General features: G+C 56.5%; 23 protein-coding genes. 14 read left to right on the forward strand and 9 right to left on the reverse strand.

Annotated features, from left to right (window positions below; genetic code table 11):
• Window positions 1-507 precede the first annotated feature (507 nt).
• Window positions 508-864, forward strand: coding sequence for a hypothetical protein (locus BBB56_RS16370; protein ID WP_123802007.1), 357 nt, complete (start codon window positions 508-510; stop codon window positions 862-864).
• 111 nt (window positions 865-975) lie between these two features.
• Here BBB56_RS16370 and sapB read toward each other — a convergent pair whose 3' ends face one another.
• The 4 genes from sapB to pspF all read right to left on the reverse strand — a co-directional run bounded on the left by sapB (window position 976) and on the right by pspF (window position 5,820).
• The gene (gene sapB, locus BBB56_RS16375) at window positions 976-1,941 is read right to left on the reverse strand and encodes a putrescine export ABC transporter permease SapB (protein ID WP_123802008.1); all 966 of its coding nucleotides are present in this window, start codon (window positions 1,939-1,941) and stop codon (window positions 976-978) included.
• Complete coding sequence (gene sapA / locus BBB56_RS16380; protein WP_123802009.1) at window positions 1,942-3,564, reverse strand: ABC transporter substrate-binding protein SapA; 1,623 nt, start codon at window positions 3,562-3,564, stop codon at window positions 1,942-1,944. It abuts the gene before it with no gap.
• A gap of 312 nt (window positions 3,565-3,876) precedes the next feature.
• Window positions 3,877-4,671 carry an alpha/beta fold hydrolase gene (locus tag BBB56_RS16385; protein ID WP_123802010.1) on the reverse strand — a complete coding sequence of 265 codons (795 nt, stop codon included), beginning with the start codon at window positions 4,669-4,671 and terminating at the stop codon, window positions 3,877-3,879.
• Between the two features lie 156 nt (window positions 4,672-4,827).
• On the reverse strand, window positions 4,828-5,820 hold the full coding sequence (pspF, locus tag BBB56_RS16390; protein ID WP_123802121.1) for a phage shock protein operon transcriptional activator: 993 nt from the start codon (window positions 5,818-5,820) through the stop codon (window positions 4,828-4,830).
• Between the two features lie 164 nt (window positions 5,821-5,984).
• On the opposite strand from pspF, the gene pspA reads away from it, so the two are divergent.
• The 7 genes from pspA (at window position 5,985) to tyrR (ending at window position 11,723) form a co-directional block, all read left to right on the forward strand.
• Window positions 5,985-6,650 carry a phage shock protein PspA gene (gene pspA, locus BBB56_RS16395; protein WP_123802122.1) on the forward strand — a complete coding sequence of 222 codons (666 nt, stop codon included), beginning with the start codon at window positions 5,985-5,987 and terminating at the stop codon, window positions 6,648-6,650.
• Window positions 6,651-6,686: 36 nt separating this feature from the next.
• Entirely contained in the window at window positions 6,687-6,911 is a 225-nt protein-coding gene (gene pspB / locus BBB56_RS16400) for an envelope stress response membrane protein PspB (protein WP_033746941.1), read from the forward strand.
• On the forward strand, window positions 6,908-7,255 hold the full coding sequence (pspC, locus tag BBB56_RS16405) for an envelope stress response membrane protein PspC (RefSeq protein ID WP_123802011.1): 348 nt from the start codon (window positions 6,908-6,910) through the stop codon (window positions 7,253-7,255). Before pspB ends, pspC begins: the two co-directional genes overlap by 4 nt.
• 54 nt (window positions 7,256-7,309) lie before the next feature.
• Complete coding sequence (pspD, locus tag BBB56_RS16410; RefSeq protein ID WP_123802012.1) at window positions 7,310-7,555, forward strand: phage shock protein PspD; 246 nt, start codon at window positions 7,310-7,312, stop codon at window positions 7,553-7,555.
• The gene (locus tag BBB56_RS16415; RefSeq protein WP_123802013.1) at window positions 7,539-8,933 is read left to right on the forward strand and encodes a YcjX family GTP-binding protein; all 1,395 of its coding nucleotides are present in this window, start codon (window positions 7,539-7,541) and stop codon (window positions 8,931-8,933) included. The genes pspD and BBB56_RS16415 overlap by 17 nt, the downstream gene beginning before the upstream one ends.
• Window positions 8,930-9,997, forward strand: coding sequence for a TIGR01620 family protein (locus BBB56_RS16420; RefSeq protein ID WP_123802014.1), 1,068 nt, complete (start codon window positions 8,930-8,932; stop codon window positions 9,995-9,997). Before BBB56_RS16415 ends, BBB56_RS16420 begins: the two co-directional genes overlap by 4 nt.
• A 145-nt stretch (window positions 9,998-10,142) precedes the next feature.
• Complete coding sequence (tyrR, locus tag BBB56_RS16425; RefSeq protein ID WP_123802015.1) at window positions 10,143-11,723, forward strand: transcriptional regulator TyrR; 1,581 nt, start codon at window positions 10,143-10,145, stop codon at window positions 11,721-11,723.
• A gap of 18 nt (window positions 11,724-11,741) precedes the next feature.
• On the opposite strand, the gene tpx is transcribed toward tyrR, so the two are convergent.
• On the reverse strand, window positions 11,742-12,245 hold the full coding sequence (gene tpx / locus BBB56_RS16430) for a thiol peroxidase (RefSeq protein ID WP_123802016.1): 504 nt from the start codon (window positions 12,243-12,245) through the stop codon (window positions 11,742-11,744).
• Window positions 12,246-12,390: 145 nt separating this feature from the next.
• Between tpx and ycjG the strand changes: the two genes are divergently transcribed.
• Window positions 12,391-13,374 (forward strand): L-Ala-D/L-Glu epimerase, encoded by a 984-nt coding sequence (gene ycjG, locus BBB56_RS16435; protein ID WP_123802017.1) that lies wholly within the window; start codon window positions 12,391-12,393, stop codon window positions 13,372-13,374.
• On the opposite strand, the gene mpaA is transcribed toward ycjG, so the two are convergent.
• Complete coding sequence (gene mpaA, locus BBB56_RS16440) at window positions 13,349-14,056, reverse strand: murein tripeptide amidase MpaA (RefSeq protein ID WP_123802018.1); 708 nt, start codon at window positions 14,054-14,056, stop codon at window positions 13,349-13,351. The genes ycjG and mpaA overlap by 26 nt on opposite strands.
• A gap of 155 nt (window positions 14,057-14,211) precedes the next feature.
• Here mpaA and BBB56_RS16445 point away from each other — a divergent pair, with 155 nt between their 5' ends.
• The 3 genes from BBB56_RS16445 (at window position 14,212) to BBB56_RS23645 (ending at window position 17,385) form a co-directional block, all read left to right on the forward strand.
• Window positions 14,212-15,831 (forward strand): peptide ABC transporter substrate-binding protein, encoded by a 1,620-nt coding sequence (locus BBB56_RS16445; RefSeq protein ID WP_123802019.1) that lies wholly within the window; start codon window positions 14,212-14,214, stop codon window positions 15,829-15,831.
• A gap of 119 nt (window positions 15,832-15,950) precedes the next feature.
• Window positions 15,951-16,934, forward strand: coding sequence for a zinc transporter ZntB (gene zntB, locus BBB56_RS16450; RefSeq protein ID WP_123802020.1), 984 nt, complete (start codon window positions 15,951-15,953; stop codon window positions 16,932-16,934).
• Window positions 16,935-17,238: 304 nt separating this feature from the next.
• Window positions 17,239-17,385, forward strand: a complete 147-nt coding sequence (locus tag BBB56_RS23645) for a hypothetical protein (protein ID WP_199756251.1) — start codon at window positions 17,239-17,241, stop codon at window positions 17,383-17,385.
• Between the two features lie 50 nt (window positions 17,386-17,435).
• Here the strand turns inward: BBB56_RS23645 and ttcA are convergent, their stop codons facing one another.
• Entirely contained in the window at window positions 17,436-18,365 is a 930-nt protein-coding gene (gene ttcA / locus BBB56_RS16455) for a tRNA 2-thiocytidine(32) synthetase TtcA (RefSeq protein ID WP_123802021.1), read from the reverse strand.
• A gap of 515 nt (window positions 18,366-18,880) precedes the next feature.
• Window positions 18,881-19,354, reverse strand: a complete 474-nt coding sequence (locus BBB56_RS16465) for an OsmC family protein (RefSeq protein ID WP_123802022.1) — start codon at window positions 19,352-19,354, stop codon at window positions 18,881-18,883.
• Window positions 19,355-19,517: 163 nt separating this feature from the next.
• Here BBB56_RS16465 and BBB56_RS16470 point away from each other — a divergent pair, with 163 nt between their 5' ends.
• Window positions 19,518-20,159 (forward strand): GntR family transcriptional regulator, encoded by a 642-nt coding sequence (locus tag BBB56_RS16470; RefSeq protein ID WP_123802023.1) that lies wholly within the window; start codon window positions 19,518-19,520, stop codon window positions 20,157-20,159.
• Window positions 20,160-20,507: 348 nt separating this feature from the next.
• Here BBB56_RS16470 and BBB56_RS16475 read toward each other — a convergent pair whose 3' ends face one another.
• Complete coding sequence (locus tag BBB56_RS16475; protein WP_123802024.1) at window positions 20,508-21,404, reverse strand: LysR family transcriptional regulator; 897 nt, start codon at window positions 21,402-21,404, stop codon at window positions 20,508-20,510.
• Between the two features lie 100 nt (window positions 21,405-21,504).
• Here BBB56_RS16475 and BBB56_RS16480 point away from each other — a divergent pair, with 100 nt between their 5' ends.
• Window positions 21,505-22,335 carry an SDR family oxidoreductase gene (locus BBB56_RS16480; RefSeq protein ID WP_123802025.1) on the forward strand — a complete coding sequence of 277 codons (831 nt, stop codon included), beginning with the start codon at window positions 21,505-21,507 and terminating at the stop codon, window positions 22,333-22,335.
• Window positions 22,336-22,359: the final 24 nt, after the last annotated feature.

A 22,359-nucleotide genomic window follows, 5' to 3' on the forward strand; every position in this document is an offset into this window, starting at 1 on the left:
AGGCGCCGGGGCGGCAGCCGGGAAGAATGCGGTTGAGAATAATGCTTTGGGGGCAAACCCGGACATAATGAAGATGAGCAGAAAGAGGAGCGTGGGGATCGTTCATTAAAAATCATACCGATAAATCCGATGACTCCGGGGATTATTAACACGGATGGAGAAGCTCAGACAAATGGAATGTCCAAAACTTCAGTTCCTGAGATACCGCCAAAATTGCGTGAATTTACGAACCCAGCCCAAGGGCCAGTCATTCCTCAGGGTTGGATACGCAAGCCTGGGCGAACACCCGGAAGAACTATTTATTACCCGCCAAATACGAATTCTGGTAGTTCGTATATAAGAGTTTTGCCTCCGGGAGCAACGCCTGTTCCGGGACTAGAAAATGGCTATGGGATATCCGCTAAGAATGGTCAGCCAACAAATCCAGCTACAGGTAGTACTGGAACTCGAAGAGAAACACTTGTACCACTCTTTGCAAATACGATGCCGCCAAAAAGGTAAGGTTAAATGATTACTGAGAATGAACTCCATGAATTTGAGGAAGCGATATTTACTGGGGTTACCGTTGGAATAGGGTCGTTGGTTTTGCTGTTCTCATCAGGAACACGCATACTGATCCAGTGTCCCTTTAGATGTGAGGAAAAAAACTCTTTTCATGTAGGGCATGGCGAGGATATATCAACAAGTAGTCTCCTGTTTTCATATCTTAATCAAAGGGTTGAGTTATGCTCTTTGCCAGATGGTGAAATATTAAAATTGTCCTTTGGCAACGAGAAAAAAATATATATCGTTCCTGAAAACAACGGCTTTGAATCTTATGTAATTACTACAAGCCAAGGTGATTATCCTGTAACCGCTTACTGATTGAAATCCCGGCCACCGCGCCGGGATGTTACTAATAATCAGCCAGTCACCACGACTTCTCAACCGCCCCGACGACATAGCAACCCGTTCAACAAGCAGCGCTTTCATTGTCTAGCGCAGCGCGTACCACTCTTTATGCTTCAGCGGATTCATCGCCGCGCCGATAATATCGGAAATCACGTTCACCAGAATCACCAGACCGCCAACCACCATCACGCCTGCGGAAATAGCGGCGTAATCCTGCTGACGAATGGCGTTAATCAACCAGCGACCCAGGCCAGGCCAGTTAAACACCATCTCAGTGATCATCGCCAGCGTCAGCATGGTAGAGAACTGCAAACCCAGACGCGGGATCACCGGCGGCAGAGCGTTATGCAACACATGGCGACGGATCACGGTAAAGCGCGACAGCCCGCGCGTGGCGGCGGCTTTGACGTAATTTTTATCCATGACCTCGCTGGTGCTGGCGCGCAACAGGCGGATTACCTCGGTCGCAGGCGCCACGGCCAGCACAATCACCGGCAGGATCATATGCGTCAGCACGCTAATCAGCATCTCATGACGCCAAGGCGAGGGACTCAGCCAGGCGTCAATCAGCGCAAATCCCGTAATATTCTGCACCGGGTAGAGCAGATCAAAACGACCCGAAACCGGCAGCCAGCCCAGCGTAAGCGAGAAGAACAGGGTAAACAGCAACGCCAGCCAGAACAGCGGCATAGAGAAACCGAGCAGAGCCAGCGCGCTAATTAGCTTATCCTGCCACTTATGGCGCATTACGCCCGCGCAAATGCCGAGCGGTATGCCGGTCAGCAATGCCAGAACAAACGCCAGCACGCACAGTTCCAGCGTAGCGGGGAAAACTTCACGCAGCTGTAAGCCAATCTCCTGGCCATTGGTGCTGGACACGCCGAAATCAAACTGCATCAAACCACTAAACCAGAACCACCAGGCGTCGAACAGCGAAGCGCCTTCCAGCGGCGCGTTAGGCGTGAAATAGCTCAGACTGAAGCTGACCAGCGACAGCAAAAACAGCGTAATAACCAGCAACAGCAGGCGGCGTAACATATAGATGATCACTTATGGCTCCTCGCGCTCATCGCGGTACACTCCGGCAAAAGAGGCATTACCAAAGGGACTCAGCACCAGGCCCTTAATATCATGCCGGTAGGCCTGAAGCCGCAAAGACGACGCCAGCGGCAGCACGGGTAGATCCCGCGCCAGCATCTGCTGCGCCAGATGGTAGTTGTCAATGCGACCCGCCAGCTGCTGCGACAGCAGCGCTTTTTGCAGGGCTTCGTCAAAGGCTGGCGAGCACCAGTGCGCGTAGTTGGTCTGCGAACGAATCGCCGCGCAGCTCAACAGCGGGCGGAAAAAGCTGTCGGGATCGTTACTGTCGGTCGCCCAGCCGGTCAGGGTCAAATCATGGTTCATCGCCATCAGCTGCGCCTCCTGAAAACGCCCCTCAACCGGCGCGATGCTGACCTGTACGCCCACCTGAGCCAGATCGGCCTGCAACAGCTCCGCCGTTTTCAGCGGGCTGGGATTCCAGGATTGCGACGCGGCCGGCACCACCAGACGCAGATGCAGATCTGTGACGCCCAGCGACGCCAGCATGGCGCGCGCTTTTTGCGGATCGTACTCGGTGACACGCGCGTCATTGTCGTAGGCCCAGGAGGCGCGCGGCAGCACAGACGCCGCCGTTTCCGCCGTACCGTAATAGATAGACTCCATTAATCGCTCATTGTTGATCGCTAAAGCCAGCGCATGACGCACTTCAGGGCGATCGAGCGGCGGTTTACGGGTATTGAACGCCAGATAGGCGATATTCATGCCGGGACGCAGCGTCATACGTAAGCGAGGGTCGTCGCGCAAAATGGAAATCTGGCTGGCGGCAGGATAGGCCAGCACGTCGCACTCGCCGGTCAGCAGTTTGGACAACCGCCCCGTGCCGCCCGCGCCCAGATCGATTACCGCCTGTTGCAGACGGGGCACGCCTCGCCAGTAGGCGGGGTTGCGCGCCAGACGAATATACTGTCCGGCGCGATATTCGCTGAGCTGGAAGGGACCGGTCCCCACGGGCTGACGATCCAGCTCTTCCTGACGGCCGAGACGCGTCAGCCGATCGGCATATTCCGCGGAGAGCACCGGCGCGTAGTGGGTCGCCAGATGCCAGAGAAAAGAGGCGTCTGGGCTATTAAGGCGAATATCTACCGTATTATCGTCGAGCTTTTTCACGCTCTGCACCGCGTCTACAAATTGCAGGCTGTCAAAGTAGGGATAGCTGCCGCCGTTGACGTTATGCCAGGGGTGATGGCGATCGAACATGCGCGCAAAGCTGAAGACGACATCGTCCGCGTTCATGGGGCGGGTTGGCGTAAACCAGCCGGTATGCTGAAACGAAACCTTACTGCGCAGATGGAAGCGGTAGGTTGCGCCGTTATCGCGCACCTCCCAGCTGGAGGCCAGATCGGGCACCAGTCGGTAGGTATAGGGATCGACATCAAGCAGGCGGTCATAAAGCTGCGCGGCCAGGGTATCAACCACAAGGCCGCTACTGGCCATTTGCGGGTTGAAGGTATTCAGCGTGCCGTTAACGCAATAGACAAAGCCGCTCTGACGAATATCACGCTCGCTGGCTGACCAGGCCGACGCGCTAAACAGACTGAGAGCAAGCAGCAGCGACGAAATTAGTTTTGACATAGAACTCAACGGTATTCGGGCAATAGGCTGAGTGTATCGCAAAGGGGGCAATGTCCCAAAATATGCGAAGCAGGCAAGAGGGAATTTGCCAGACGAGAGGGGAAAACACCTACCCTTGCTATGGAGATGAGAAAAATTCTCACTTAGCGCTTTACAACTGAGAACAAGAATGATTATTATTACCTTGCGATTCGACGGTGGCTCTACCGAAGAAAAGCACGACATTGCTCACATTGCTTCCAGTATTGTTGCCCGCAGATTATATGCGGGCTTTTTTTTGTCCTGCGTCGCCTGACGCGATGCGGCTTACTGTCAGCCTAAAGTCCTGTTCAGGAAAGTTTCAATCAGGCGGGTAACTGCGTCTGGATTCTCCCGATTGCTGATATGCCCAGCCTGGGAGATCAGATGAAACTCGCAGCCCAGCATTTCCGCCATTTTCCGACCCTCTTCGGGCGGCCTGGGAAGATCATATTCGCCGGTTGCGATACACACCGGGCAGCGAATACTTTTTAGCAGCGGCAGGCGATCGGGGCGGCCAAATATCATTTTACCGATGGGGACAATACTTTCGCGCAGGAGAGGCGTCGGAAGGGCGGCCAGTTTTGCTGTCAGCAGCGAAACATCATCTGCCGCAGCCTGGTCGGAATAAAACTGAGAAACAATATAATTCAGCAGCGGTGGCTTAATGGCGCCGGTAAAATTTACCGCGTTCAACATTTCCACATATTGCGCTTCTTTTTGCGCGGTTTCTTTTCCGATAAACGTATCAAAAAGCATCAGCGCGTTAACGCGTTCTGGCGCTAAAGCGGCAAGCTCAGCGGCCCACATTCCGCCAACCGAAAGGCCCACAACGGCAAATTTATCGATGCCCAGGCTGTCCATTAGCTTTAAATGGGCTTCCGCCAGCGCTTTAAGAGAGGTTGCTGAAGCAGGCAAGGCTGGCGAATTACCGTGTCCCCAGAGATCGGGTAAAATAAGGCGGTATTTTTTTGCCAGCTTTTCTGTTTGCGGCGTCCACATACTACGGTCAAAGAGATAGCTGTGCCCCATTAAAAGGGGAAATCCTGAACCAACATCCGTGAATGACATCATATTATTCGGGTTCATATCGTCGTCCTTTAGGTCTTAATCCTTTACCGTTTTATTTATTAAATAAAACGTCACCCACCATAAAGGCCCTGTTGCCGGAGTTATTGACCGGCATCAATTCAGGGCCTTGATTTTACGGCGAACGCGATTTTGTCACCTGGGGAACGGAGAAATTTATGACTCGGTCTGGATACCGTGCTTTTTCAGCATGGCGCGCAGCTGATGATAGGTCACGCCAAGTAAATCGGCCGCGCGTCGCTGATTGTATTTCGCCTGGCGCAGGCTGGACTCCACCAGCGCGCGTTCCTGTGCGTTTTGCCACTGGCGCAGATCGAGCGGCAGCGCAGGCAGGGAACTCTCGCCGCTATCGGGCGGCGTCACGGCAGGCTGGGCGCGCGGCGCAAAGGGGTTGAGGATAATGGTGTCGAGCGGTTCGTCGCTACTGTGGTGGCGATAAACCGAGCGCTCCACCACGTTTTTCAGTTCACGCACGTTGCCCGGCCAGTGATACGCCAGCAGGGTCGCCTGCGCCTCAGGAGTAAAGCCTGGAAACAGCGGCAGGCTTAGCTCACGGCACATCTGAATGGCGAAATGCTCGGCCATCAGCAGAATATCGCTGCGGCGTTCGCGCAGCGGCGGCAGCTGAACCACGTCAAAGGCAAGACGATCGAGCAGATCGGCACGGAATTTACCTGCCGCCGCCAGCGCTGGCAGGTCTTCGTTCGTGGCGCACACCAGCCGCACATTGACCTGAAACGCATGATTGCCCCCGACGCGCTCAAGCTGCCCATATTCAATCACGCGCAGCAGTTTCTCCTGTACCAGCATCGGGGCCGTGGCCAGTTCGTCAAGAAACAGCGTGCCGCCGTCCGCGCGCTCGAAGCGGCCCAGATGACGCTTCTGCGCGCCGGTAAACGCGCCCGCTTCATGGCCGAACAGCTCAGAGTCAAGCAGGTTCTCGTTCAGCGCCGCGCAGTTGAGCGAGATAAACGGGCCTTGCCAGCGATCGGACAGATAGTGCAGGCGGCTGGCGATCAGTTCTTTGCCGGTTCCGCGTTCTCCGACCACCAGCACCGGTTTCTCCAGCGGCGCCAGCATCGACACCTGCTCAAGCACTTCCAGAAAATTATTCGACTCGCCCAACAGATTATCGTTGCTGCCTGCCATGATGAAATTCGCCATCTGTTAATCAATTTCACTACATTACGTGACGCCCGCTGCGCTGTAAAATTTAAATTGCTATTAAAATCAATAAAATAAAATCTGGCACGCCTTTTGAATAGTAACAGTCAGCGCATGGCGCACCAACATAATCAAAGAGGAACTGCATGATGGGTATTTTTTCTCGTTTCGCCGACATCGTAAACGCCAACATCAACTCCCTGCTGGAGCGTGCGGAAGATCCGCAGAAACTGGTCCGCCTGATGATTCAGGAAATGGAAGACACGCTGATTGAAGTACGTTCAACCTCTGCCCGCGCCCTGGCGGAGAAAAAACAGCTGACCCGCCGCATTGAACAGGCGGAAATTCAGCAGGCCGAATGGCAAGAAAAAGCCGAGCTGGCGCTGCGTAAAGAAAAAGACGATCTGGCGCGCGCCGCGCTGATTGAAAAACAGAAGCTTACCGACCTGATCGCCTCGTTGCAGCAGGAAGTGACGCATATCGACGAGACGCTGGCGCGTATGAAAGGCGAGATCGGCGAACTGGAGAAAAAGCTGAGCGAAACCCGCGCGCGTCAGCAGGCGCTGACGCTGCGTCATCAGGCGGCGTCTTCTTCGCGCGACGCCCGTCGTCAGCTTGACAGCGGCAAGCTGGATGAAGCGATGGCGCGTTTCGAATCCTTTGAGCGTCGCATTGACCATATGGAAGCGGAAGCCGAAAGCCAGCGTTTTGGCAAAGTAAAATCGCTGGACGCGCAGTTTGCCGATTTACAGGCCGATGATGAAATCAGCCAGCAGCTGGAAGCGCTGAAAGCCAAAATGAACCGTAGCGAATAATAACGATCGATCTGCGAGACTGATTAAGGAGAGTCAATGAGCGCACTTTTCCTCGCTATACCGCTGACCATATTCGTGCTGTTTGTCGCGCCGATCTGGTTATGGCTGCACTACAGCAATCGCCGCAGCGGCAATGAACTGTCGGCAGGCGATCTTCAGCGCCTGCAACAGCTGACGCAGGACGCCGAGCGCATGCGCGATCGCATCCATGCGCTGGAGTCTATTCTTGATGCGGAGCATCCTAACTGGAGACAGCCATGATTAAACGTAAGCTCTGGCGTAAACCGGACGAAGGTAAGCTGATGGGCGTCTGCGCCGGCGTGGCGGAGTATCTCGATATCCCGGTGCGTCTGCTGCGCGTCATTGTGGTGCTGTCGCTGTTCTTCGGCCTGTTCGCGATTACCGTCTGCGCCTACTTTATTCTGGGCTTTGTGCTGGATGTGAAACCTGCGGATGCCGAAGACGGGCCGGTCGCGCCCAACGCCAGCGAGCTGCTGGACCGGCTGGAAACCGCGCTGCGCCGTGACGAGCACAGCGTGCGCGACATTGAGCGCTACGTGACCTCGGAAACGTTCAGCGTGCGCAGCCGCTTTCGTCAGCTCTGATTTTCCCTGACGGGGCCTGCTGGCTCCGTTATTCTGACCAACCGGAGGTTTCTTTTGTCATACTCACGTACGTCCTCTTTTCGCCGCCGCGCGACCCCCGCGTTGAAGTCGGTGGGAAAATTCATCATTATCAATGCCGTGAGTTACGGGCCTGCCGGACTGACCGGCTGGGCGGTGAAATCCGTTGCGCGTCGTCCGCTGCGCATTCTGCTTTCCCTGGCGCTGGAGCCGTTGCTACAGCGCATTATGAAGCGGGCATCGGCGCGCTTCATCAGGGAAAACGATGATAAACAAGTCTGAACTACTCGCACTGCTGAATCGCGGCGCAGATCGACATCTGCGCCTGGCCGTGACCGGCCTGAGCCGCAGCGGTAAAACCGCTTTTATTACTTCTTTAGTCAATCAGTTGCTTAACGTGCACAGCGGCGCGCGGCTGCCGCTTTTTTCCGTGGTGCGCGACGAGCGGCTGCTCGGCGTCAAGCGTATTCCGCAGCGCGATATGGGCACTGCGCGCTTTACCTATGACGAAGGGCTGGCGCAGCTCTACGGTACGCCGCCAGCCTGGCCTACGCCGACGCGCGGCGTCAGCGAAATGCGGCTGGCGCTGCGCTATCGCTCCCAGGATTCGCTGCTGCGCCACTTCAAAGAGAGCGCGACGCTCTATCTGGAGATCGTGGATTATCCCGGCGAGTGGCTGCTCGATCTGCCGATGCTGGCGCAGGACTACCTCGACTGGTCACGGCAGATGCTGGGGCTGTTGCAGGGCGATCGCGCGCAGTGGGCGCAGCCGTGGCGCGAACTGTGCGCCTCGCTCGATCCCTTCGCGCCGGCTGATGAGAACCGGCTGGCGGACATTGCCGCCGCCTGGACCGCGTATCTGCACCGCTGTAAGGCAGAAGGGCTGCATTTTATTCAGCCTGGCCGTTTTGTTCTGCCCGGCGAGATGGCGGGCGCGCCGGCGCTGCAATTTTTCCCGTGGCCGCTGGTGGATGAGGCGCAGCGCAGCAAACTGGCGCAGGCCGATAAAGGCAGCAACTTCGCCATGCTGCAACAGCGTTTTCGCTACTATTGTCAGCATGTGGTGAAAGATTTTTACCGCAACCACTTTTTGCGCTTCGATCGCCAGATTGTGCTGGTGGATTGTCTGCAACCGCTGAACAGCGGCCCGCAGGCGTTTAACGATATGCGTCTGGCGCTGACCCAGCTAATGCAGAGCTTTCACTACGGGCAGCGTACGCTGTTTCGCCGCCTGTTTGCGCCGGTGATCGATAAGCTGCTGTTTGCCGCCACCAAAGCCGACCATATTACGGCGGACCAGCACGCCAATATGGTGTCGCTGCTGCAACAGCTGGTGCAGGATGCCTGGCAGAACGCGGCGTTTGAAGGCATCAGCATGGACTGCATCGGGCTGGCGTCAGTACAGGCGACGCAGAGCGGCCTGGTGGATCACCGCGGCGAAAAGATCCCCGCGCTGCGCGGCGAGCGGCTGGCGGACGGCGAAGCGCTGACCTTCTATCCGGGCGAAGTCCCGCCGCGTCTGCCTGGCCATGCGTTCTGGCAGCAGCAGGGCTTCCAGTTTGAACAGTTCCGGCCGCAGCCGCTCGACATCGATCGTCCGCTGCCCCATATCCGCATGGACGCTGCGCTGGAATTTTTATTAGGAGATAAGCTGCGATGAGCGAAGACAAACTGAAACCGCGTATTGATTTCGCCCGGCCGCTGGAGGCGTCGCGCGAGCCGCTGCTGCGTCCGGCGCAGGCGTTTGATGCCGACGCGCAGCAGGCGTTTCTCGCCGTGGATAACGACGCGGATGACGTGGTGGAAGAGGGCGCGGGCGAACGCGCGGTAGAACAGGCGCTGCGGCCCAGGCGCAGCCTGTGGCGCAGGCTGGTGGGGGCGGGCGCGGCGCTGTTTGCCGCAAGCGTTGCCGCCCAGAGCGTGCAGTGGGCTTATGACGCCTGGCTGGCGCGCGACTGGTTCGCGCTCGGCAGCGGCGCGGCGGGCGGCCTGATCGTTATCGCAGGCGTGGGCGCGCTGACCAGCGAATGGCGTCGCCTTTACAAGCTGCGCGCGCGTGCTGAAACGCGCGAGACGGGGCGCGAGCTGCTGCACAGCCACAGCGTCGGCAGAGGGCGCGCCTTTTGTGAAAAACTGGCGCAGCAGGCCGGACTCGATCAGGCGCACCCCGCCTTGCAGCGCTGGCACGCCGCGCTGCATGAGAGTCAGAACGATGGCGAAACCGTCAGGCTCTATGCGCAACTGGTGCAGCCCGTGCAGGATCGCCAGGCGCGGCGTGAAATCGGTCGTCATGCGGCAGAGTCAACGCTGATGATTGCCGTGAGTCCGCTGGCGCTGGTGGATATGGCGTTTATCGCCTGGCGCAATTTACGACTGGTTAACCGCATCGCGGCTATCTATGGCATTGAGCTGGGCTACTTCAGCCGTCTGCGGCTGTTTCGCCTGGTCTTGCTGAACATCGCCTTTGCCGGGGCGTCAGAGCTGGTGCGCGAGGTGGGCATGGACTGGATGTCGCAGGATATTGCCGCACGGCTCTCCGCCCGCGCCGCACAGGGTATCGGCGCGGGTTTGCTTACTGCCCGGCTGGGCATCAAAGCCATGGAGCTGTGTCGTCCGCTGCCCTGGCTGGAGGAGGATAAGCCGCGGCTGGGAGACTTTCGTCGCGATCTCATTACCCGGCTGAAAGAGACGCTGCCAACAGGCAGCGGCCCAAAAACGCGCTAAATGGCGCTATACCGGTGCGCAGTTGCCAGCGCAACGCGCACCGTTTGCTGAACACCCCTGTCAACTTTAGCTTCCACACCCCCTTCAGACCCGCCGCAAGTTAGCGTATTATCTCCAGATTCTTCACCTGACTAAGGCCATCGCAATGCGTCTTGAAGTCTTCTGCCAGGACCGTATTGGTCTGGCGCGCGAGCTGCTCGATCTGTTAGTTGCCCGTAACATTGATTTACGCGGCATTGAAATCGCGGCTCTGGGCCGTATCTACCTCAACTTCTCTGCGCTTGAATTTGATCAGTTCAGCAGCCTGATGGCGGAAATTCGCCGCACGCCGGGCGTGACCGACGTGCGCACCGTTGCCTATATGCCCTCGGAGCGCGAGCACCGCGCCCTGAGCGCGCTGCTGGTGGCGATGCCGGAGCCGGTTTTTTCCATCGATCTTAAAAGCAAAGTAGAGCTGGCGAACCCGGCGGCGCAGAACCTGTTCGACCTCGACGAACAGAAAATTCGCAACTACAGCGCGGGCAATCTGATTAACGGGTTCAATTTTCAGCGCTGGCTGGAGAGCGATCGCGTCGAGGCGCAGGCGCAGCAGGTGGTCATTGACGGGCGTGATTTTTTGATGGAGGTGCGTCCTGTCTATCTGACCGCAGACGAAGGCGCGGGCGATCAGCCGGTCGGCGCAATGGTGATGCTGAAATCGACCGCGCGCATGGGACGCCAGCTGCAAAACCTGATCGTCACCGATGAGTCTGAGTTTGAACATATCATTGCGGTAACGCCGAAGATGCGTCAGGTTATCGATCAGGCGCGCAAGCTGGCGATGCACGATGCGCCGCTGCTAATCGTCGGCGATACCGGCACCGGCAAAGATATGCTGGCGCGCGCCTGTCATCTGCGCAGCGCGCGCGGCAACAAACCCTTTCTGGCGCTTAACTGCGCTTCGCTGCCGGACGATGTGGCGGAAAGTGAGCTTTTTGGCCACGCGGCAGGCGCCTATCCCAACGCGCTGGAGGGAAAAAAGGGCTTTTTCGAGCAGGCCAACGGCGGCTCGGTGCTGCTGGATGAGATTGGCGAAATGTCGCCGCGTATGCAGACCAAACTGCTGCGCTTTCTCAACGACGGCACCTTTCGTCGCGTCGGCGAAGAGCATGAGGTGCATGTAGACGTGCGCGTTATCTGCGCCACGCAGAAAAACCTGATTGAACTGGTGCAGCGCGGCGAGTTTCGCGAGGATCTGTTCTATCGACTGAACGTTTTGACCCTGCATCTGCCCCCTCTGCGCGAACGTCCGCAGGATATTTTGCCGCTTACCGAAATGTTTGTGGCGCGCTTTGCCGATGAGCAGGGCATTCCGCGCCCGCGCCTGTCATCGCAGCTAAACGGTTTTTTAACCCGTTACAGCTGGCCGGGCAACGTGCGTCAGCTTAAAAACGCGCTCTACCGCGCGCTCACGCAGCTGGAAGGGCACGAACTCCGTCCGCAGGACATTATTTTGCCTGAGCAGGCGCTGGACGCGACCTTGGGGGAAGAGGCGATGGAAGGGACGCTGGATGAGATCACCAGCCGCTTTGAGCGCTCGGTGCTGACCCGTCTCTATCTCTCCTATCCCAGCACGCGCAAGCTGGCGAAACGGCTCGGCGTATCGCACACCGCTATCGCCAATAAACTGCGTGAATATGGTTTAGGCCATAAGCGCGGCGAGCAGGAAGAGAAAAACGGCGGCTAAGCGCCGCCGTCGTTATCTTTACTTCAGTACCGCCAGCGCCGCATCGTAATCCGGTTCGGTGGTGATCTCATTCACCAGCTGGCTGTACAGCACCTTATCATTTTCGTCCAGCACCACTACCGCGCGCGCGGTCAGACCGGCCAGCGCGCCTGCGGCAATCTCCACGCCATAGGCATTTTTGAACGCTGCGCCGCGCAGCGTTGACAGCGTGACCACGTTATTCAGGTTATCCGCGCCGCAGAAGCGCGACTGGGCAAACGGCAGATCGGCCGAGATGCACAGCACTACGGTATTGGTCAGTTCGCTCGCCAGCTGGTTAAAGCGGCGCACGGAAGCGGCGCAAACGCCCGTATCAATGCTGGGAAAAATATTCAGAACCTTACGTTTTCCTGCATACTCAGTGAGTGATACGTCAGTAAGGTTTTTCGCCACCAGCGTAAAGGGCTGAGCCTGCTCGCCGGCCTGTGGGAAGTGACCTGCAACCTCTACCGGGTTGCCCTGAAAGTGAACAGTGTGAGACATAGCGATTCCTCAAAAGCCAAAAACTGGCTGGTTACAGATGTGTAGCGTTCAGAACAGGGTTATGACATATCTGTGAAAGACTTACGAGAAAAAAACAGAGTTTATTCAAGACGAGGCGCAGTTTTCGACATAACACGGAGAGAGTATGAGAACGGTAAAAAGCTATCCGGAATCCTGGCCGCTGCACACGCCTTTCGTTATCGCTCGCGGCAGCCGCACTGAAGCAAAGGTCGTAGTCGTCGAAATCGAACAGGATGGCATCAAAGGCACCGGCGAGGCGACGCCCTATGCGCGCTACGGCGAAACGGAAGCCTCGGTGCTGGCGCAAATCGCCCAGGTGCTACCCGTCTTACAGCAGGGAATGACGCGTGAGGCCTTGCAGCAGGCGTTGCCTGCGGGCGCGGCGCGTAACGCCATTGACAGCGCGCTGTGGGATCTTGAGAGCCGTCAGCAGGAGCAGGACCTCTGGACGCTAAACGGCATGACGCCACCCGATGCGGTTACCACGGCGCAGACCGTCAGTATCGATACGCCTGAAGCCATGGCGAGCAGCGCCAGGGCGTTATGGCAACACGGCGCGACGCTGCTGAAAATCAAGCTGGACGATACCTTTATTACCGAGCGCCTGATGGCGATCCGCACGGCGGTGCCGCAGGCCACGCTTATCGTCGATGCCAATGAGTCCTGGCAGGCGGAAGGGCTGGCGGCGCGCTGTCAGCTACTGGCCGATCTTGACGTGGCGATGCTGGAGCAGCCGCTGCCTGCCGGTCAGGATGCGGCGCTGGCGAACTTTATCCATCCGCTGCCGATCTGCGCTGACGAGAGCTGCCATACGCGCGACAGTCTGCCTGCGCTGCAAGGCCGCTATGAGATGATCAATATCAAGCTTGATAAGGCGGGCGGGCTGACCGAAGCGCTGGCGCTGGCGGCAAAGGCCAGAACTCTGGGGTTCGATATTATGCTCGGCTGTATGATCTGCACCTCGCGCGCCATCCATGCCGCGCTGCCGCTGGCAGGCGAAGCGCGTTTCGCCGACCTCGACGGACCCACCTGGCTGGCGGTGGATGTGGAGCCATCGGTGCACATCAGCGCCGGCAAGCTGCTTATCGCTGCCAGCGCAGCAGGTTGATCATCGCTTCCAGATAGCGCTCTGTGGCTTCATCGACCGAAATCGCCGGCATTTCGGCGGTGACGCAGGGCAATCCCAGATCGTCGCACCAGCTGCCGAACGAGCCGGGCGTAGCATAGCCGACGCTGCTCACCAGCGGCAGCCCGGTCTGCTGCGCCAGCCAGTGGCCCAGCGCGCTGCTGTGCGGATCGTCGATGCAGGCCAGCGGCTCATGCCAGGAGACCACCCAGCCTGGCCTGAGCTGATGAATTAATTCGCACAGCGCCTGGGTTTCCGGCTCTGAGGCGGGACGTTCGCCGGTCGAGAGCACCACGTCGCGCGCGTCGGCGACGCTGTTCCAGCGATAAACCGTGTCGCCGTTTTGCCAGTTGGCCGCCGGAAAGTTGCGGTTAAGATCGACGCCGTTCGCATTGGCGCGCAGGCCAAGCTGACAGCCGTCAGGATTGACCGCCAGCACGACATGATGGCGGCGCAGCCGATCCGGCAGGGTGCGCATGGCGGCTGAGAGAGTGGCGATCGCCGCATTTTCATCGCCATGGGTGCCCGCCAGAATAAGTCCGCTGTCAGCCTCTGCGGCCGGCGCGGGAAACCACAGCAGCGGTGCGCCCAGCACGCTGTCGCCATAGCGCTGAAACGGGATTTCGAGTTTTCCGCGCAGCGGTCGCGGGTGTAACGACGTCATAGGCTCTCTCCTGTTGCTGTCTGCCTGACAAAGTAGCGGAAAAGCCGCGCGCGGAAAATCGCTATTTATCCTTCAGTCATTTGCGCTACAGTGCCGGGGTCATGCTGCGTCCGGTAGTGCGCTGCGCAGCACTTCATCAGGCTAAGGGAGTGAAAATGAACAAGACATTTTGCACGACGCTGATTGCGCTCGGCTTCGCAGGTATCGCGACGTCCGCGCTGGCGGCGCAGGTGCCCTCTGGCGCGCAGCTGGCGAGCCAGCAGGAGATTGTCCGCCATATCAAGGATGAACCTGCCTCGCTCGATCCGCTGAAAGCGGTGGGTTTGCCGGAAATTCAGGTTATTCGCGATCTGTTTGAAGGGCTGACCAATCAGGATGCCAAAGGCAACATCGTGCCGGGCGTGGCGGAAAGCTGGAGCAGTAGCGACAATAAAACCTGGATCTTTACGCTGCGCAGCAATGCAAAATGGTCGAACGGCGAACCGGTCACGGCGCAGGACTTTGTTTTTAGCTGGCAGCGTCTGGTGGACCCCAGGAACAGCTCTACCTTCGCCTGGTTTGCCGGGCTGGCTGGAATCAGCAACGCCACCGCTATAACTAAAGGCGAAATGGCGGCAAATACCCTGGGCGTCAGCGCCATTGATGCCCAACATCTGAAAGTGACGCTCGACCGCCCGGTGCCCTGGTTTCCTGCGCTTGTCGCCAACGTGGCGCTCTTCCCGGTGCCGCAGCAGGTGATTGCGCAAGAGGGCAGCGGCTGGACCGCGCCGGGCAAGCTGGTGGGAAATGGCGCCTATCAGCTTCAGTCGCGCGTAGTGAACGAAAAGATCGTGCTGACGCGCAATCCGCACTACTGGGATGACGCCCATTCCGTTCTGACCAAAGTCACCTTTATTCCGATCAATGAAGAGTCCAGCGCCACGAAACGCTACCGCGCAGGCGACATTGACATCACTGAATCCTTCCCGAAAAACATGTATGCGCAGCTGAAAAAGACGCTGCCGGGCGAGGTGTATACGCCCGATCAGCTGGGGACCTACTACTACGCCTTTAATACCCAGAAAGGCGCGACGGCGGATGCGCGGGTGCGCAAAGCGCTGTCGTGGAGCATCGATCGCCGCATTATCGCGGAAAAAGTGCTGGGTACCGGCGAGAAACCGGCCTGGCGCTTTACACCCGACGTGACGGCGGGCTTTAAGGCCGGGAATCCCTATATTGAGCAGCACGGCCAGCAGGAGCTTAACGCTCAGGCGAAAGCGCTGCTGACCGCGGCGGGTTACGGGCCGGACCGACCGCTGCACCTGACGCTGCTTTATAACACCTCGGAGAGCCATCAAAAGATCGCTATTGCCGTGGCGTCAATGTGGAAGAAAACGCTCGGCGTCGACGTTACCTTGCAGAATCAGGAGTGGAAGACCTACATCGACAGCCGCAACAGCGGCAACTTTGACGTTATCCGCGCCTCCTGGATCGGCGACTACAATGAGGCTTCAACCTTTCTCAGCCTGCTGACCAGCGGCAACAGCAGCAATATTTCCCGCTTCAGCAATGCCGATTACGACGCGGTTCTCGCCAGAGCCAGCAAAGAGATTCAGCCAGAAGCGCGCAACAACGACTACCTGAAAGCGGAGCAGATCCTCGCTGAGCAGGCACCGATCGCGCCCATCTATCAGTACACCAACGGTCGCCTGATCAAGCCGTGGGTAAAAGGCTACCCTGTTCAAAACCCGGAAGATGTCGCCTACAGCCGCGAGCTGTGGATCGAAAAACATTAACCCTGAGGCGGCCTGCGTCGCGGGCCGCTGACAGACACCTTTGCTCACAGCCTGACGATTGCAACTGGACCACGCCGCGCTAGACTGTATCGTATTGATTTTAGTAAAGAGGCGAGTCAGTGAACGTCATTGAAGGTAAAGCGTTGCAGGTTTCCGACGCGATTATCGCCTGCCAGCTGGATGGCAAGGGCGGCTTAATTCCTATCGAAGATAAAGATGTGCTCCACTGCGAGCGTCCCTGCTGGCTGCATCTTAACTATACCCATCGTGAGAGCGCCGACTGGCTGCAATCCACGCCGCTGATCCCTGATACGGTGCGCGATGCGCTGGCGGGGGACAGTATGCGTCCGCGCGTCAGCCGGCTCGGCGACGGTTTTATGATCGTGCTGCGCAGCGTCAACCACAACGCCGACTCGCGGCCTGAACAGCTGGTGGCGATGCGGGTGTTTATTAATGACAAGCTGATTGTGTCGACCCGCCGTCGCAAAGTCTATGCGGTCGATGCCGTGCTCACCGATCTGCAAAACGGTAACGGGCCGGAAGATGGCGGCAGCTGGCTGGTGGATATTTGCGATGCGCTGACCGATCACGCCAGCGAGTTTATCGAAGAGCTGCACGATAAAATCATTGAGCTGGAGGACGCGCTGCTGGACCAGCGCATCCCCGCTCGCGGACAGCTGGCGCTGCTGCGTAAGCAGCTGATTGTGATGCGTCGCTACATGGCTCCGCAGCGTGATGTCTATTCGCGGCTCGCCAGCGAAAAACTGCCCTGGATGGACGACAGCGATCGTCGTCGTATGCAGGAGGTGTCCGATCGGTTAGGGCGCGGACTCGACGATCTGGATGCAGGCGTGGCGCGCACGGCCGTGCTGGCGGACGAGGTCGCGTCTTTGATGGCGGAAGCGATGAATCGCCGGACCTACACCATGTCGCTGCTGGCGATGATTTTCCTGCCGACGACCTTTTTAACCGGGCTGTTTGGCGTCAACCTGGGCGGCATCCCCGGCGGGAACTGGCATCTGGGTTTCAGCGTATTTTGCCTGCTGCTGCTGGTGTTAATTCTGGGCGTGGCCTGGTGGCTTAAACGGCGGAAATGGTTGTAACAATTTATTAATCAAAAGGTTAGCTAAGGAAAGAGGCAAAAAAATCCGCCGTTGCGGCAGAAAGAGGAAAAAAGCTGATCGAGGTCAATAACTACCCAGGCCATCAGCGGCAAACTCTGTTCCCGCAGGTGAATGCAACGTCAAGCGATGGGCGTTGCGCTCCATATTGTCTTACTTCCTTTTTAGAATTACTGCATAGCACATAGTTAATTCAACATGCCGGCCTTATCCGCCGGCTTTTTTTTTGCCCGTGTCGCTGAGTTATACCTATGCTTAAGGAACAACGACAGCAAAGGAGAAAGGCATGACATCCATTATCGCCAGCGACCCGATTCCTACCGATCCTGTCCCGATTCCCGATCCGATACCGCAACCGCCGCCCAATCCGCAACCGGATCCGCAGCCGGAACCCGGCTATCCGCCGATTCTCGATCCGCCGCCGCATCGATAAAAAAAGGGCGCGCTGACTTAACAGCGCGCCCTTTTTGTTTTGTCTGCTGGTTACGGCAGCTGGAGAACGTTAAGACGCTCCGGAGCCGCATCCTCATCATCTTCCTGCCAGCCGGCAGGCTGCACTGGCAGAGTTTCGCGGTCAAAAGCCAGATCGCCGCCGTCTACCACGGCATCGCCGTGCTGAATGCCTTTAAAATCAAACAGGTTGATGTCCGCCAGATGTGAAGGCACAACGTTTTGCATGGCGCTGAACATGGTTTCGATGCGTCCCGGATAGCGCTTATCCCAGTCGCGCAGCATATCGGCAATCACCTGGCGCTGAAGATTCGGCTGCGAACCGCAGAGGTTGCAGGGAATGATCGGGAATTTACGCGCCTCAGAGAAGCGAATAATGTCTTTTTCCCGGCAGTAGGCCAATGGACGAATTACAATATGCTTGCCGTCGTCGCTCATCAGCTTCGGCGGCATTCCCTTCATTTTTCCGCCGTAGAACATGTTGAGAAACAGCGTTTGCAGGATGTCGTCGCGGTGATGACCCAGCGCGATTTTGGTGCAGCCCAGCTCGGTGGCGGTACGGTAGAGAATACCGCGGCGCAGGCGCGAGCAGAGGGAGCAGGTGGTTTTGCCTTCCGGGATCTTCTCTTTGACGATAGAGTAGGTGTCCTCTTCGACGATTTTGTACTCGACGCCCAGCGACTCCAGATACTCCGGCAAAATATGCTGCGGAAAGCCCGGCTGTTTCTGATCGAGATTAACCGCCACCAGCGAGAATTTCACCGGCGCGCTCTGTTGCAGATTGCGCAGGATCTCCAGCAGCGTATAGCTGTCTTTGCCGCCTGACAGGCAGACCATAATGCGGTCGCCTTCTTCAATCATATTGTAGTCAGCGATGGCCTCGCCGACGTTGCGACGTAAACGCTTCTGGAGTTTGTTGAGGTTGTACTGTTCTTTTTTATCAACCGTCTGATTTTCTTGCATGTTCAGTGTCTCTAAAACCAAAAAAGGGCATATTAAGGGGCAACAGGTTTCGGCTTGTCAGCTCAGCGTTGAGCATCTTAATCCGGCTGCCGTTCATCGCTTCAATCCTGGCGCATCAGGCTCATCGACCTGCTGCGCGTTTTCATGCCCCGTCTGGCTGGCTATAAAAGGGTTGCGCCAGCCGATAGCAATCAGCAGGCAAAAGTATGCCGCGTATGGTACGGATTACGGCGGCGAATGCCAGCACGTTTTATCGCGGCGCTTCCGCTGGAACCGGCGCAGGAGAGGAAGAGAGAGATTTGCAGGTACTTTTGCGGCGCAGAGATAAACACTAAGCGTAGCTTTCACTTTTGTCGCAGAGAGCGTATCAAATGCATAAAGCCATTTACCAACGGCAGAGCGCCTGTTTATAAACCTTGCGCATCAGGCTGAAGATTTCGCATGGGTGTCGTTCACAAAAATAGGGCACTGAAATCACCCAGCCCGGCGTTAATATAATGGCGAAGCGGGATAATTTATTGTCTGTTACAAATAATAAATTCAGGTTCATAGCTGACAGGAAAATTAACCGATCTTGCTATAAAGCAGACCTCATGAATTTTATCATGAATAGCAGTTGCAGCATGTAAATCTGTGCCCGCTATCACCGTAATTTTGGGCCTCAGGATGGCGGAAATAAAACGGCCGGCTCCCCCTTTCAGGATTTCTCCCGTCGCCACGGGCGTGTCTTCATAGCCTGTTACTGTAATGCCAGCATCAGAAGCCAGATGTAAATACCACAGCATATGGCAGGCAGACAGAGAGGAGATAAGAAGATCTTCCGGGTTCATTTTGCCAGAATCGCCACCCAATAAGGGATCATTTGAACAGTGAACAGGTTCTTTTCCCTCAATGGCAATGTCCCATGTGCGTTTGTATGCCTTATAACCGGACGTGCCAGTACCCAGATTTCCTGTCCAGGATATGTGTGATTTGTAAAGGTGCTCCATTCTTCTGCCTCTTTTTTTCACATTGTCTACGATAGCCATTCATTACGCGTATAGCCCCGGCCACAAGTTATAAGTTGAATAATGGAGCTTTTTTCAAACTTGTCACAGAAGTAGCGTAGATGGCATAATGGTATACCATTTTATACAGTGTAGAAAGTATTATATGAGCGTCACGCCCATTACCACCGCAAACCTGCTTGCCCGGCAGCTGAAAAATTTAATCAACAGTGGCTCTTTAAAAGATGGCGATCGGCTCATTGAAAGAGACCTTGCAAGCCAGTTTTCTGTTAGCCGCATCCCCATGAGAGAAGCTATACGGCAACTTGAGCAGGAGGGACTAGTCAAGGTTTACAGAAATCGGGGAGCGGTCGTTAAAACGCTTGATGCATCCGATATAGACGAAATTTATCAACTCCGGGCTTTACTGGAAGGTGAGGCTATATTTCAGAGCATGAATTACATGGATACTGAAACAATGGCACGGGCAGAACTTGTTCATCGTCTGCTGGGGAGCGCATCTGAACCCACGCAGCAGGGGCTTTATAACCGGGAGTTTCATGAGTTGTTATATCGCAGGTGTAAAAATCATCGTCTGCTGGAGATGATTAATGGGTTACGTGAGCAAATTGAGCGATACGAGCTTTTCCAGCGCCGCCTGTTGTCGGATACGCTTAAATTTCAGGATGAACACGAGCAAATATTAATAGCCTGCCAGCATAACAATCCAGCAGCGGCTCGTGAAAATACCGTCAGTCATATTCTTTCCGCAGGAGAGATATTAAAATCTTATCTTTTAAGTCGTTAATTTTTGCTGAAATTATAGTCTTACAAGCCAGCGCGCTGGGCTAATGGTATTTCCGTTATTAGCCAGTAAAATTGTCACAGGAAAAGCTAACTGAGGGCGTCGTTTATCGGCAGGAGTCATAGTCTGTCGCTTTCATGCAATAAATCAAAAAAATATTTAGCTATGCCATTTTGGAAAGCAATATCCGAACGCTTAAGCAGGCAGGCAGGCAGAGAAAGAGGCACAGTTCACCTCATCAGGTTTTCACGTTTGCTTTTGACACAAAGCGGATACTGGCAGGCAAGGCATTACGCATTCTAATGCCAGTCAGCATCACGTATATCCATTGGCTCAGTTAACTCATTCACTTCAGACGCGCAGTGTCGCCTTGATGGTGTCGACAAACAACCGTAACGCGAAGGGCATATGACGATTTTGCGAAAAATAGAGCGCGATACCCTGCGAGGCGATGGTCCAGTCGTCCAGCATGGTCACCAGGCGTTGCGTATTCAGCCCGTGTTGCGCATAGCGCTCCGGCACATAAGCCACACCTAATCCGGCGGCTGCAGCTTCTGCCATCAGCGCGCCGCTGTCGAGCGTCAGACTGCCGGGCACATCCAGCGCCAGTTGCCGTTCACCCTGCTGATATTCCCAGTGGTAGCGTTTGCCGCCTGGCAGACGGTGGCGTAAGCAGAGGTGCTGCATCAAATCCTGTGGATGCGTAACGGGCGGCCGCGATGCCAGGTAATCAGGCGATGCCACCGTAACAAAGCGTAGCGGTCCGCTCAGAGAAATAGCCACCATATCTTTAGGCACATCTTCAGACAGCCGTATGCCGGCATCGAAGCCTTGCTCGACAATATCAACCAGCTGACCTTGCGCCACTAAATCAATTTCAATCCCCGGATATTGTTGGGTGAAGGTCGGTAATATTCTTTCCAGCAGAAGGCTGATAGCGGCATCACTGGCGCTGATGCGCAGCGTTCCATAGGGTTGATGGTCGCTGTCGGTCACGTCATTCAGCACGTCGTCCATCTGAGCGAGCAGCGGGAGCATGCGCTTAATCAGCCTTTCACCGGTTTCCGTCAACGCCACGCTTCGCGTCGTTCGATGAAAAAGTCGCACGCCGAGCGTCGTTTCCAGCGCTTTGATGGTGTGACTGAGGGTTGAACGTTTAAGTCCGAGCACATCGGCGGCGCGACGAAAACTGCGCTGGTCAGCGACCGTTTTCACCGCCAGTAATTCATTCCAGGACGGGCGTTTCATTGTTCAGTATTTCCCACCATCTCATGCCGGTTTGGGGAGATTATGCCATCAATCATTCGCTCTATGATGAAAGACAGTTCACTAATCGGAGAGAACGGAAATGAAAACCTGGCTAATTACCGGCGCATCCAGCGGTCTGGGCCGCCTGATGTGTGAAAACCTGCTGGCCCGCGGCGATCGGGTCGTCGCCAGCGTCCGGCGTGAAGCCGCATTAGAGGATATGCGTGCGCAATACGGCGAGAGTTTACAGGTAATGGTGCTTGATCTTAGCCACACAGGCACGATTAAGCCCGCTGTCGAGGCGGCGTTCGAGCAGGCGGGGCGGTTTGATGTCGTGGTAAGTAACGCCGCTTATGGTCTGTCTGGCGCAGCGGAAGAGCTGAGCGACAGGCAAATTGAACGGCAGATCGCGACTAATCTCACCGGTTCGATTCAGCTGATCCGCGCAGTGATCCCGCTGATGCGGCAGCAGGGCGGCGGCCGTATTGTGCAGGTTTCCTCGGAAGGAGGGCAGATTGCTTATCCCAACTTCAGTCTCTACCACGCCACCAAGTGGGGCATAGAGGGGTTTGTCGAATCGGTTCGACAGGAAGTGGCCGCGTTTGGCATTGATTTTTTGTTAGTCGAACCGGGTCCGACGGCAACGAATTTTGGCGCGGGGCTGGATATTGCCGATGCCCTGCCAGTTTACCGTGATACGGCAGCCGGGGAGGTACGGAAAGCGCTGGCGAACGGTGAGTTTACGATTAAAGGCGATGCGCAAAAATGCGTCACGGCGATGATCGCTGCCGCTGATGCTGACAGTACGCCGCTGCGATTACCGCTGGGCAGTACGGCCTGGGACAATATCGAAAAGGCGCTCAGTATGCGGCTGGATGCGCTGCGGGCCATGAAAAGCGTGGCATACAGCGCGGATAGCCTGAAGGAATAGCGATGCCACTGATTTCAGCTACCC

It is taken from the genome of Candidatus Pantoea deserta (assembly GCF_003813865.1).
GTDB classification, from domain to species: Bacteria; Pseudomonadota; Gammaproteobacteria; order Enterobacterales; family Enterobacteriaceae; genus Pantoea; species Pantoea deserta.